Annotated in this window: 12 protein-coding genes; 4 read left to right on the top strand and 8 right to left on the bottom strand. The window is 72.1% G+C overall.

What is annotated here, in order from left to right; genetic code table 11:
- Positions 1 to 238: 238 nt before the first annotated feature.
- Together ACIP89_RS14260 and ACIP89_RS14255 are read right to left on the bottom strand one after the other, a co-directional pair.
- A complete protein-coding gene (locus ACIP89_RS14260) occupies positions 239 to 796 on the bottom strand; it encodes a TetR/AcrR family transcriptional regulator (protein WP_402115050.1) in 558 nt (185 codons plus the stop codon).
- A gap of 19 nt (positions 797 to 815) precedes the next feature.
- Positions 816 to 1394, bottom strand: coding sequence for a sugar O-acetyltransferase (locus tag ACIP89_RS14255; protein ID WP_402115049.1), 579 nt, complete (start codon positions 1392 to 1394; stop codon positions 816 to 818).
- An 83-nt stretch (positions 1395 to 1477) separates the two neighbouring features.
- On the opposite strand from ACIP89_RS14255, the gene ACIP89_RS14250 reads away from it, so the two are divergent.
- The gene (locus ACIP89_RS14250; RefSeq protein WP_401929473.1) at positions 1478 to 2683 is read left to right on the top strand and encodes an MFS transporter; all 1206 of its coding nucleotides are present in this window, start codon (positions 1478 to 1480) and stop codon (positions 2681 to 2683) included.
- Here the strand turns inward: ACIP89_RS14250 and thrS are convergent.
- From thrS to ACIP89_RS14235, 3 genes are all read right to left on the bottom strand, one after another.
- Entirely contained in the window at positions 2673 to 3941 is a 1269-nt protein-coding gene (gene thrS, locus ACIP89_RS14245; RefSeq protein WP_402115047.1) for a threonine--tRNA ligase, read from the bottom strand. The two genes, ACIP89_RS14250 and thrS, sit on opposite strands and share 11 nt — an antisense overlap.
- 178 nt (positions 3942 to 4119) lie before the next feature.
- Positions 4120 to 4827 (bottom strand): class F sortase, encoded by a 708-nt coding sequence (locus ACIP89_RS14240; RefSeq protein WP_401920811.1) that lies wholly within the window; start codon positions 4825 to 4827, stop codon positions 4120 to 4122.
- 148 nt (positions 4828 to 4975) lie between these two features.
- Complete coding sequence (locus ACIP89_RS14235) at positions 4976 to 5764, bottom strand: hypothetical protein (protein ID WP_401929471.1); 789 nt, start codon at positions 5762 to 5764, stop codon at positions 4976 to 4978.
- Between the two features lie 405 nt (positions 5765 to 6169).
- On the opposite strand from ACIP89_RS14235, the gene ACIP89_RS14230 reads away from it, so the two are divergent.
- On the top strand, positions 6170 to 8188 hold the full coding sequence (locus ACIP89_RS14230) for a GTP-binding protein (protein ID WP_402115044.1): 2019 nt from the start codon (positions 6170 to 6172) through the stop codon (positions 8186 to 8188).
- Positions 8189 to 8292: 104 nt separating this feature from the next.
- Here ACIP89_RS14230 and ACIP89_RS14225 read toward each other — a convergent pair whose 3' ends face one another.
- Positions 8293 to 9132, bottom strand: a complete 840-nt coding sequence (locus ACIP89_RS14225) for a tetratricopeptide repeat protein (protein WP_402115043.1) — start codon at positions 9130 to 9132, stop codon at positions 8293 to 8295.
- A gap of 4 nt (positions 9133 to 9136) precedes the next feature.
- A complete protein-coding gene (locus ACIP89_RS14220) occupies positions 9137 to 10147 on the bottom strand; it encodes a GNAT family N-acetyltransferase (protein ID WP_402115041.1) in 1011 nt (336 codons plus the stop codon).
- Between the two features lie 117 nt (positions 10148 to 10264).
- Here ACIP89_RS14220 and fdxA point away from each other — a divergent pair, with 117 nt between their 5' ends.
- Together fdxA and ACIP89_RS14210 are read left to right on the top strand one after the other, a co-directional pair.
- The gene (gene fdxA / locus ACIP89_RS14215) at positions 10265 to 10585 is read left to right on the top strand and encodes a ferredoxin (protein WP_018956287.1); all 321 of its coding nucleotides are present in this window, start codon (positions 10265 to 10267) and stop codon (positions 10583 to 10585) included.
- A 117-nt stretch (positions 10586 to 10702) separates the two neighbouring features.
- A complete protein-coding gene (locus ACIP89_RS14210) occupies positions 10703 to 11800 on the top strand; it encodes a bifunctional succinyldiaminopimelate transaminase/glutamate-prephenate aminotransferase (protein ID WP_401929463.1) in 1098 nt (365 codons plus the stop codon).
- Between the two features lie 83 nt (positions 11801 to 11883).
- Here ACIP89_RS14210 and ACIP89_RS14205 read toward each other — a convergent pair whose 3' ends face one another.
- Positions 11884 to 12261, bottom strand: a complete 378-nt coding sequence (locus ACIP89_RS14205; RefSeq protein ID WP_401920803.1) for an ATP-binding protein — start codon at positions 12259 to 12261, stop codon at positions 11884 to 11886.
- Positions 12262 to 12388 lie beyond the last annotated feature (127 nt).

Below are 12388 nucleotides of genomic sequence, written 5' to 3'. Positions count from 1 at the left end.
CACCCGGGAAACGTCAAGAGGTGTGCATCAAGAGCCTCACCCGAACCGCCTGTGCGCAACAATTAACAGCTACAGAACGGCAATTGACCTGTTCTGGCATCAGTTCCGGGTGCGACTGGCTTTAGGAGTTGATGTTCGTCGGCATGGCCCGCGAGCGGTCCTGGACCGGCTTCCGGGCGCAGACCTGGCCGGCACCTTGGTCAGGTGGGGTGCCGGCCAGGGGCTCTGGGGGTGCGGGTCAGGAACTCCCGCCCGTGCCCCGCGTGATGCGGGCGATGGCCTCGACGGTCAGGGCGCGGTCGTGCGGTTCGGTCTCCAGGGCGCGGTGGATGGACAGGCCCTCTATCAGCGCGTCCAGCTGCCGGGCCGTCGCCGGGTCGAAGTGCCACTCCAGGGCGCGTCGGCTCCTGCGCATCCACTCCCGGGTCAGTTCGCGGTAGGCGGGCTTCCGGGCCGCGAGCGTGTAGAGCTCGTGGGTGAGGACCAGTTCGCGCTGATTCCCGCTCGACAAGTGGTGAACGAGGCCGGCCACCGCCTCGCGGGCCTCGTCGGGCGTGTCCGCGGCGCCGAGCCGCTCCTCGAACACGGCGACGACGCTGCCGGAGAAGCGGGTGAACGCCTCCCGCAGCAGCTCGTCCATACCGCCGAAGTGGTACGTCATCGATCCGAGCGGCACCCCGGCGCGGGCGGCGACCTTGCGGTGCGACGTCCCGGCGACCCCCTCCTCCGCGATCAGGTCGAGCGCGGCGGTGATGATGCGCTCCCGCCGCTCGGGGTCGTTCCTGCCGGTCGCCACGGTGCTTCCTCTGCTGGATCTAGATCGAACGGATCACCCGGGCCGGATTGCCCACGGCGACCACGTCGGCGGGGATGTCCTTCGTCACGACGGCTCCGGCGCCGATGACGCTGTTGTCCCCGATGGTCACCCCGGCGAGCACGATCGCTCCGCCGCCGAGCCAGACATTGTCCCCGATCGTGATCGGCTTGGCCGCTTCCAGCTTGTCGCGGCGCGGTTCGGCTTCCACCGGGTGGGTCGGGGTGAGCAACTGTACGTTCGGCCCGATCTGGCAGTCGCGGCCGATGGTGATCGGGGCCACGTCGAGGGCGGTGAGGTTGTAGTTGATGAACGTGTCCTCGCCGACCGTGAGGTACGTGCCGTAGTCGACGTACAGCGGCGGCCGGATGTGTGCACCCGCCCCCAGGGAGCCGAGGAGTTCGGCGACCAGGGGCTGCGCGGCGTCGGCGTCCTCCGAGTACGCCGCGAGGTACCGGGCGGCGAGGCGCACGGCGTGCTGCTGGGCCTTCGCGATGTCCGGGTCGTCGGAGACGTAGAGGTCTCCGGCCAGCATCCGCTCATGGTTGGTACGGGGGTCACCCGCGAAGTAGTCCTTCATGCGTACGATCGTACACTCAAGGCGTACGATCGTACGCTCCTGTTGTCGTCCTCCCTCGATCCGTCTGCTGAGGCCCCGCTGCCATGGATGCCGCTACGCGCCGCTGGCGCACCGCCCTGTTCCTCTTCATGCTCGCCGCAGGTGTCGGCATGGCGTCCTGGGTGGCCCGCACCCCGGCCGTCCGGGACGGGCTCGACGTCTCCACCGGCTCGATGGGCCTCGTGCTGTTCGGGCTGTCCGTCGGCTCGATGGCCGGTGTCACGTCCTCCGGCCCGCTCGTACGCCGGTACGGGGGCCGGGCGGCGATCGGCGTGGGCGCGTCGCTGATCGTCACCGGGCTCCTGGTCGTCGCGGCGGGCACCGGCCTCTCGCTGGCGGCCGGGGTCTTCGGCGGGCTCGCCCTGTTCGGCGGCGGGATGGGGCTGGCCGAGGTCGCGTTCAACATCGAGGGTGCGGCCGTCGAGGGCGTCATCGGCCGGCCCGTACTGCCGGTGCTGCACGGCTGCTTCAGCCTCGGCACCGTGGTCGGGGCGCTGCTGGGCATGGGGCTGACCGCGGCCGCGTTCCCCGTCGGATGGCACCTCACCGTCGTCGCGGTCCTCATAGCCGCCGCCGCGGTCAAGGCCGTCCTCGCGATCCCGCACGGCACCGGGCGGGAGGAGGCGGCCGAGACCACGGGGCCGGGCGGTCTGCGCGGCCAGCTGGCGGTGTGGCGGGACCGGCGGCTGGTCCTGATCGGGGTGATCGTGCTGGCCATGGCCTTCGCGGAGGGCGCCGCGAACGACTGGCTGCCGCTGCTGATGGTGGACGGCTACGAGGTGAGCGCCACCGCCGGCTCCCTGACCTTCCTGGTCTTCGCCTCCTCGATGACCCTCGGCCGCTTCGCGGGCGGCCCCGTCCTGCAGCGCTTCGGACGGGCCCTGACCGTCCGGATCAGCGCGGTCGTCGCCGCACTGGGCCTGGCGGTGGTGATCGTCGCGCCGAGCCCCGCGATGGCGGGCGCCGCCACGGTGCTGTGGGGGCTGGGCGCCTCGCTCGGGTTTCCGGTCACCGTGTCCGTGGCGGGCGACCATCCGCACGACGCGGCGGCACGGGTCGGCGCCGTCTCCACCGCGGGCTATCTCGCCTTCCTGGTCGGCCCGCCCGGACTCGGCTTCCTCGCCGACCACATCGGACTCCGGCTCGCCATGACCGTCGTCCTCGCCTTCCTGATCGTCGCCGCCGCGCTGGCCGGTGCGCTCGGCTCCGGCCACCGCACCGCCGGGGAACCGGCCCCGGTCACCCCATAGCGTCCCCCGCCTCGTCCCACAGCGCGGTGCTGTGCGCCGCGACCAGTGCGCCGATCCGGGCGAGCGCCTCCTCGGCGGGCCGCGGGCCGAGCCGGCGCCCGTCGCGCAGGCGCAGCGCGACGCGGTCGTCCGCGGCCTCCGCCGCGCCGATGACCGCCTGGTACGGGACGAGGCGGGCGTCCCGGACGCGGGCGCCCAGGCTGCCGCGTTCCCGGCCGCTGACCTCGGCGCGCAGCCCGAGCGCGGCGCAACGGGCGGCGAGCGACTCGGCGTTCGGGAGTTCGGCGTCCGAGACCGGCAGGATCACGATCTGGGTGGGGGAGAGCCAGCCGGGGAACGCGCCGCCGTGCTGCTCGACGAGGTGGGCGACGGCCCGCTCCACACTGCCGATGATGCTGCGGTGCACCATGACCGGCCGGTGTTTCGCCCCGTCGGCCCCGATGTAGTGCAGATCGAACCGCTCCGGCTGGTGGAAGTCGATCTGGACGGTGGACAGGGTCGACTCGCGGCCCGCCGGGTCCGCGACCTGGACGTCGATCTTGGGGCCGTAGAACGCGGCCTCGCCCTCCGCCGACTCGTAGGGCAGCCCGGACGAGTCGAGTACCCCGGTCAGCAGGGCGGTGGAGCGCCGCCACATCTCCGGGGCGGCGACGTACTTCCCGCCGGGCCCCGGCAGTGAGAGCCGGAGGCGGGCCGGGCGGATGCCGAGTGCCTCGTACGCCCGGCGGATCATGCCGAGCGCGGCCCGTGCCTCGTCCGCGACCTGGTCCAGGGTGCAGAAGATGTGCGCGTCGTTCAGCTGGATGGCCCGCACCCGGGTCAGCCCGCCCAGCACACCGGAGAGCTCGGAGCGGTACATGCCGCCCAGCTCCGCCATCCGCAGCGGCAGTTCGCGGTAACTGTGCGAGCGGGAGCGGTAGATCACCGCGTGGTGCGGGCACAGGCTCGGCCGCAGCACCAGCTGCTCGCCGCCCAGGTCCATCGGCGGGAACATGTCGTCGCTGTAGTGCGACCAGTGGCCCGAGATCTCGTACAGCTCCCGCTTGCCGAGCACCGGTGAGTACACGTGCCGGTAGCCCGCCAGCCGCTCGGCGGTGCGGATGTACTCCTCCAGGGTGTGCCGCAGCGCCGCGCCGTCGGGCAGCCAGTACGGAAGTCCCGCGCCGATCAGCGGGTCGGTGTCGAACAGCTCCAGCTCACGGCCGAGCCTGCGGTGGTCGTGCATGGCGGTCTCCTCGCGTACGGAGGGGCGAGTCACCGCAAGCAGAAGCCCCGGGGCACTCGCCCCGGGGCTTCGGACTGGTCAGCAGTCAGTGCGCCGGGACACTCTCCGGCGTCGTCGTCATAGCGGCACGCTTCATGCGGGGGACGCTAGCAGGGGCACCCGGCGCCGCGCGCGTGGATTTCCGCGCGGGGCGCCGGGGGCGGTCCGGTGCTCAGCCCTTCTCGGACGAGTCGAGGTGGGCGAACACGACCACGTTGTCCTCGTAGTCCCTGACGGTCCTGTCGTAGTTGCCGCCGCAGGTGATCAGGCGCAGCTGGGCGTCCGGGGTGTCGGCGTACACCCGCTTGTCGGGGAACTTCGCCTTGCTGAACGTCTCGACGGTGTCGACCTTGAACGTGGCCACCGTGCCGTCCGTGCGCGTGATGTCGACCGTGGCGCCGGGCTGCAGGAACCGCAGCTGGAGGAAGATCGCGGGCCCGGTCGTCGTGTCCACGTGACCCGCCACGATCGCGGCCCCGCGCTCGCCCGGCGTCACGCCGTCCTTGAACCAGCCGGCCAGGTTCTTGTCGTTCGGGGGAGGCGCGTCGAGCCGGCCGGAGGAGCCGATCGACAGGGGGGTGAACGGCGCGTCCACCGCGATGGCCGGAATCCGCAGCCGCTTCGGCACCGAACGGGGCAGGGAGGGGCCCGGGTCGGCCGTCTTCGGAGCGGCGGAGGCCGACGCGGGCGCCGGGGCGGCGGGCGCGGCCGCCGCGGGTGGGGCGGGCGGTTTGTCGTCGGCCGGGGAACCGACCGAGTTGTAGATGAGCAGCATGCCGAGACCGGCCGCCGCGGCGGGCCAGAGCAGGGCGCGGCCGAGGGAGACGGTGTCGGAGGCAGTCCGGGAGGAGGGTGAACCGGGCGACTGCGGGGCGGCCATGGGAACGAGCCTTTCGTCTGCGCGGGACAGCGGTGGCGAGGGTGCGGGGGGAGTGGCGCGGGCACGTGGGGAAACGAAGGCGCCGCGGCCGCCGTCCGGAGGGACGACGGCCGCGACAGTGGAGCTACCGGCCGGCAGTGCGGTCGGGTCAGGCCATCGCACCGCCGGTCGCCTGGCGGCGACGCAGCTTGTAGGCGCCGACACCGACGCCACCGAGCAGCAGCAGCGAACCGGCCGCCAGACCACTGCCGGTCACGGCCATCGCGCCGCCACCGGTGTGCATGCCACCGCTGGGCTTGTCCTTCTTCCAGCCCTCGTCGTCCGACTTCGACGACTTGTCGCCCTCGTCACTGCCCGGCTGCCACTCCTTGGCGACCGTCATCGACAGGGCGCCGCCGCCGGTGTGCACGCCGCCGCGGGGCTTCTCGTTGTCGTCGTTGTCCTTGTACTTGCCGCCCTCGTCACCGGGCTGCCATTCCTTGGCGACCGTCGAGGCCAGGGCGCCGCCGCCGGTGTGCACGCCACCGTGCGGCTTCTCGTTGTCGTCGTCGTTGTCCTTGTACTTGCCGCCCTCGTCACCGGGCTGCCACTCCTTGGCGACCGTCATCGACAGCGCGCCGCCGCCGGTGTGCACGCCACCGTGCGGCTTGTCCTTCTTCCAGCCCTCGTCGTCCGACTTGCCGTGCTCGTCGCGGTCGCCGGCGACCGTCATCGACAGGGCGCCGCCACCGGTGTGCACGCCGCCGTGCGGCTTGTCGTTGTCGTTGTCCTTGTACTTGCCGCCCTCGTCGGACTTCCCGTGCTCCTCGCTCCTGGAGGAGGAGCCGCTGTCGTGGCCCCCGTCGTTGGAGACGGCGATGGCGTAGGCGGAGGGAGCGGTGACCGTGAGGACCGCCGTGACGGCGGCCGAAGCGAACAGTGTGCGGGCAGAGCGCATCTGAACACATTTCCTTTCGTCGCGACTGCGAAGAGTGACGGAATGCCGACTCGTAGTGGCGCAGTGGCTACGTGATCCACCGTCAGCCGGAACACCGGGGCGCGCCATCGGAGAGCGCCGCATTGGAGCTACGCCATGGGCTCATCGAGTGGCGGAGCACGGATAATCACCCGTTGGACGGCACGCCGCGCCGGGGTGATGTTTGGACTTTTCCGGCCGGGTCGTCCGCTGACAGTTCCTCACCGCGCCGGAACCCGGTCCGCGTCCCGGTAATTCGGTTGCTCCGCCGCCGGGCCGGCTGCTGTACTCGCCGCACAAGCCGACAGAGCCAGGAGACTTCCATGCGCCGACCTCACATGTTCGTTCAGACGGGAATTCACGCCGAAACTGAGGACATGGAGTTCTGTGCACACGCTGAATCTTGGCATTCTGGCGCATGTCGACGCCGGTAAGACAAGCCTGACGGAGCGGCTGCTCCACACCGCCGGAATCATCGACGAGCTGGGCCGTGTGGACGACGGGAACACCCGGACCGATTCCCTCGCGCTCGAACGGCGGCGCGGCATCACGATCAAGTCCGCGGTCGTCTCGTTCGATATCGACGACGTCACGGTCAACCTGATCGACACCCCCGGCCACCCGGACTTCATCGCCGAGGTGGAACGGGTGCTCAGCGTGCTCGACGGCGCCGTCCTGGTCGTCTCCGCCGTGGAGGGTGTCCAGGCGCAGACCCGCGTACTGATGCGGACGCTCCAGCGACTGCGCATCCCGACACTCGTCTTCGTGAACAAGACCGACCGCGCCGGAGCCCGGTACGGGCAGGTGCTGCGCGGCATCACGGAGAAGCTCACGCCGAACGCCGTCGCGATGGGCCCGGCCGTCACCGGTCTCGGCACCCGCGACGCGCACTGTCCGTCCTACGCGGCCGACGACCCCCGACTCACCGGCCGGCTGACGGACCTGCTCACCGAGCACGACGACGCCCTGCTGACCGCGTACGTCGAGGGCGGCGACACGCTCGCGCCCGGCCGGCTCCACGCTGAGCTGGCGGTCCAGACGGGGCGGGCGCTCGTCCACCCCGTGTACTTCGGCTCGGCCGTGACGGGCGCCGGAATCACCGCGCTGACCGACGGGATCAAGGAACTGCTGCCCGGCGCGCGGGGCGATGCCGACGGGCCGGTCTCCGGCACCGTCTTCAAGGTCGAACGGAGCCCGGCGGGCGAGAAGCTCGCGTACGTCCGGATGTTCTCCGGCACCGTACGCACCCGCGACCGGCTGCCGTTCGGGCGCGGACCGGACGCCGCCGGTGAGGGCAGGGTGACCGGGATCGACGTCTTCGCCGACGGCTCGGACGGGCCCCGTCCCTCGGTCGGGCCGGGACGCATCGCGAAGTTCCGCGGACTGGGTGACATCCGGATCGGGGACGCGGTCGGTGTCGCACCGGAAGGGGCCCGGGAACACCATTTCGCCCCGCCCACCCTGGAATCCGTCGTGGTACCGGAAGCGCCCGCCTCCAGGGGCGAACTGCATTTCGCCCTCGCACAGCTCGCCGAACAGGATCCGCTGATCGATCTGCGGCAGGACGACATCCGTAAGGAGGTCTCCGTATCGCTCTACGGCGAAGTGCAGAAGGAAGTCATCGAGGCGACGCTCGCGGAGGAATTCGGTATCGACGTCACCTTCCGCGAAACCACGACCATCTGTCTGGAACGGCCTTCCGGCACCGGTGCCGCATTCGAGATCATCGACAAGGACGACAATCCCTTTCTCGCGACGGTCGGCCTGCGCGTCGATCCCGCCCCGGCCGGCAGCGGGGTGGAGTACCGGCGGGAGGTGGAGCTCGGCTCCATGCCGTACTCCCTGATGCGGGCGGTCGAGGAGACCGTGTTCGAAACGCTCGGACAGGGCCTGAACGGATGGCAGGTGACCGACTGCACGGTCACCATGACGCACTCCGGCTACTGGCCCCGCCAGAGCCACGCCCACGGCACGTTCGACAAGTCCATGTCGAGCACCGCGGGGGACTTCCGCAGCCTGACCCCACTGGTCCTGATGACCGCGCTCCAGCGGGCGGGTACCACGGTGTACGAGCCGATGCACCGGTTCAGGCTGGAACTGCCCGCGGACGCGCTCGGCCCGCTCCTGCCGGTCCTCGCCCACCTGACGGCCGTCCCGGGCCCGCCGTCCCTGGACGGCGGGAACTGCGTGCTGGAGGGCGAGATCCCGGCGGCCAGGGTGCATGAACTGCAACAGCGGCTCCCGTCGCTGACCCGGGGCGAAGGGGTGCTCGAATCCGCGTTCGCCTCGCACCGCGCGGTCGTCGGAGCCGTCCCGAGCCGCTCCCGCACCGACCACAACCCGCTCGACCGGAAGGAGTACCTGCTGCACGCGGCGCTGCGGGGACCTGGCCCGTCCGGCGGCTGAGGCGCGTCACGCCGGGGCCGTCGGGCGGCTGAGGCGCGTCAGGCCGTCCGGCGGCCCCGGCGCGCAGGGCGGCCCGACGGCCCTCCCGGTCCGGCGGGGCGACCTCAGTTCAGCCGGGCACGGGCCGCCCGCGCGCTGCGCCGGACCGCCTCCGCGGCCTCCGGCTCGACGTCCGCCACCACGTCCGCGTACTCCTCCAGCTCCGCCGCCCCGCGCAGGAACTCCCCGCTGCGGACCAGCAACTGGGCCCGTTCGTACCGCAGCCGGGCCGGGTGCGACGGCAGCAGGAGGGACAGCTCCACCGCCCACAGCGCCACGTCGGAGCGCTCCGGGCGGGCCGCGGCCCAGGCCCGGATGTTGTTCAGGATCCGCAGCACCGTCTCCAGCGGCCGCGCGGGCACCAGCATCGACGGTTCGAGCGGCTCCCCGGTGGTGCTCGTCACCAGCAGCTCCGCGTCCTGGGCCGACAGCGGACGGCCGCCGGCGAACGGATCGGCCAGCACCCGCTCCTCCGGATCACCGAAACCGACCACGAAATGGCCCGGCAGCGCCAAGCCGTAGACCGGGGCGCCCGCCCGCCTGGCCACCTCGATCCACACCACGGACAGCAGGATCGGCAGCCCCCGCCGGCGCCGCAGCACCTCGTGCAGCAGCGACGACTCAAGACGCTGGTACTCCGCCGACGAGCCCTCGAACCCGTGCCGCTCACCGAGCAGTTCGGCCAGTGCAGAGGCCCAGGCCCGGCCGCCGCGCAGTCCGTACGGCAGCAGGCCCGCGAGCCGGTCCAGCTCGATCTGCGCCGCGTCGACGCCGTTCGCGTCCAGCGCGGGATCCGCCTCCGCCGCCAGCAGCAGGCAGAGCAGCGCCAGGTCCGGCCGCTCGGCCCGCGCCTCCTGTGCGAACCGGCGGCGGATCTCTTCCCTGTCGTGCCTCCCGGAAGCCATCGCGCTACGCCGGACCGGAGGGCCGGAAGTGGTGGTACCGGTGATGGGTGGCGAACCCCATCCCGTCGTACAGCGCGCGGGCGCCTTCGTTCTCCGCCTCCACCTGGAGCCATCCGGCCGACGCGCCCTCGTCCATCGCCTGCCGGGCCAGCGCGGTCATCACCGCGGTGGCGAGTCCCTCGCGCCGGTGCTCGGGAGCCACCTCGACGGCCATGAACCCGGCCCACCGCCCGTCCACGACGCAGCGGCCGATCGCGGCGGGCGCGGGGTCACCCTCGTCGCCCGGCACGGTCGCGAACCACACCGAGGGGCCGCTGCCGAGCACCGCCCGCACCTCGGGTCCGGGGTTCTCGAAGCGCTGGTAGCGCGACAGCCACGCCGTGTCCACCGCGCGGCTCAGCCGCACCCGCGACACCTCGGCCGCCAGATCACCGATCGGCGCCAGCGCCGCGATCCGCACCTCCGCCGTCACCTCGCGGCGCCACCCGGCGCTCTCCAGCGCCGCGCACAGCTCCTCCTGGGTGCCCTCAGCGCCGGTCGCCGTCTGGACGTACGGCGGCAGCCCCCGGTCCGCGTACCACTGCCGGACCCGCGCCAGCGCGGTGTCGAGCGGAACGCCCGGATTCCCCAGCGGCAGCACGGAGTTGGCGCGCCGGGTGAACCCGGCGGAGGCCCGCAGCCGCCAGTCGCCGAGCGGCTCGCTCTCCACCGGCTGCCAGGCGCGGGCGCAGACCCGGGCGAGTTCACCGAAGGAGGCGGCCGGGCCGCGTCGCCGGGGCGGGGCGGCGGCCACGGTCTTACCGGCCACCAGGGACGATTCCACGATGCGGACCGATTCACCGCTCTTCGGTGTGACGGACAGCACACCGTCGGTCCACGATGTGAGAACGCCAACCGTGTCGGTGAATTTCGGCCCCGGCGGACCCTCCTGGAGCAGACACCGGACCGAGACCCGTTTGCCCACGTCAGCCGGTGTGATCCGGATCTCCAGCCGTCCGCCGATGGTGAATTCCACAGCTCTGTCCGCCCCTCCTGTTCGGATCGTGCCCGGGAACGGAGATACTAGGTGCGGGCATCGACGACGCCGCGCTCCCGCGCGAGAGCCAACGCCCTACCGAGGAGGAACGACAGCGTGACCTACGTCATCGCGCAGCCTTGTGTCGACGTAAAGGACAAGGCCTGCATCGAAGAGTGCCCCGTCGACTGTATCTACGAGGGCCAGCGGTCCTTGTACATCCACCCGGACGAGTGCGTCGACTGTGGAGCCTGTGAGCCGGTCTGCCCGGTCGAGGCGATCTTCTACGAGGACGACACTCCGGAGGAGTGGAAGGACTACTACAAGGCGAACGTCGAGTTCTTCGATGACCTCGGGTCGCCGGGCGGGGCTTCCAAGCTGGGTCTGATCGAGCGCGACCACGCGTTCATCGCGGCACTGCCGCCGCAGAACCAGTAACAGCCTCCGGCACGTGCGTCACCCCGGTCCCGTACGGCTCGTCACCGTGCGGGACCGAGGCGTTTGTGCACGTCGCCGGGGTCCCGCCCGAACCCCCGTACGAGAAAGCAGAGATCCGTGCCCGCAGCAGTCTCCTCCCGCCTCCCCGTCTTCCCCTGGGACAGGCTCGCGCCCTACAAGTCGACTGCCGGGGACCACCCGGACGGCATCGTGGACCTGTCCGTCGGCACCCCCGTCGACCCGGTGCCCGAGCTGATCCAGCGGGCGCTCGTGGCCGCGGCCGACAGCCCCGGCTATCCGACGGTGTGGGGCACCCCCGAGCTGCGCGACGCGCTCACCGGCTGGGTGGAACGGCGGCTCGGCGCGGTCTCCGTGGCCCACGAGAACGTGCTGCCCGTCGTCGGGTCCAAGGAACTGGTGGCCTGGCTGCCGACCCAGCTCGGCCTCGGCGCCGGGGACAAGGTCGCCCACCCGCGGCTCGCCTACCCGACCTACGAGGTCGGCGCCCGGCTCTGCGGCGCCGAGCCGGTCGCGTACGACGACCCGACCGAGCTGGACCCGGCCGGGCTCAAGCTGCTCTGGCTCAACTCCCCGTCCAACCCCACCGGAGAGGTGCTGGGCAAGGACGCGCTGACCCGGATCGTCGCCTGGGCGCGCGAGCACGACGTGCTGGTCTTCAGCGACGAGTGCTACCTGGAGCTGGGCTGGGAGGCCGAGCCGGTCTCGGTGCTCCACCCGGACGTCTGCGGCGGTACGTACGAGGGCGTCGTCGCCGTCCACTCGCTCTCCAAGCGCTCCAACCTCGCCGGGTACCGGGCCGCCTTCGTCGCGGGCGACGCGGCCGTCCTGGGCGAGCTGCTGCAGATCCGCAAGCACGGCGGGATGATGACGTCCACGCCGGTCCAGGCCGCCACCGTCGCGGCGCTCGGTGACGACGCGCACGTGGCCGAGCAGCGCGCCCGGTACGCCGCCCGGCGTGCCGCCCTGCGCACGGCCCTGGAGGCCCACGGCTTCCGCATCGAGCACAGCGAGGCGAGCCTCTACCTCTGGGCGACCCGTGACGAGCCCTGCTGGGACACCGTGGCCCACCTGGCGGAGCTGGGCATCCTGGTGGCGCCCGGGGACTTCTACGGACCGGCCGGCGCCCGCTTCGTGCGCGTGGCGCTCACGGCCACGGACGAGCGGGTGGCCGCGGCGGTCAAGCGGCTGGGCTGAGCGCCCGCCGACGGACACGCGCGAGGGCCTGAGGGGTGCGCACCCCTCAGGCCCTCGCGCGTCACTGCACCGGCCGGCGTGGATCAGCCGAGCGGCAGGCCCTGCGTGGGGAGGCCGCCGAGGCTGCCGGTCGCACCGCCGGCCGCCGCCTTGCCGACGACGGGGGCGGCCTTGCCGGCCGTCTCGCCGAGGGTCTTGCTCGCCACCGGCAGCGTGGTCCCGACGACCTTGCCGCCGGTCTTGGCGCCCTGCTTGGACACGCCGTCGACCGTCTTGCCGAGACCGGTGCCGTCGACGGCCTTGCCGAGACCGGCACCGTCGACGGAGGTGAGGCCGCCGAGATCCGGGGCCTGCGGGAGCTCAGCGGCACCGGCGGCGCCGGCCGCACCGACCACGGGGGCCGCACCCGCCGCGATCAGCAGCGCGGTACGGGCGATCCGACGGGTCAGGGGGAGGGACATGATGCTCCTTCGACGGGATGTGGAATCTGTCTGTCCGTGGACCGGACGCCATGACAACCGTCCTGGGGGCGGGGGAGGTTGCGGTGGACCGACGTAAAGAGTCGGCAATGCGTCAGATAATCCGCAG

It is taken from the genome of Streptomyces sp. NPDC088730, assembly GCF_044751215.1.
GTDB lineage: Bacteria > Actinomycetota > Actinomycetes > Streptomycetales > Streptomycetaceae > Streptomyces.
This window is presented reverse-complemented; position numbering and strand designations above follow the sequence as displayed.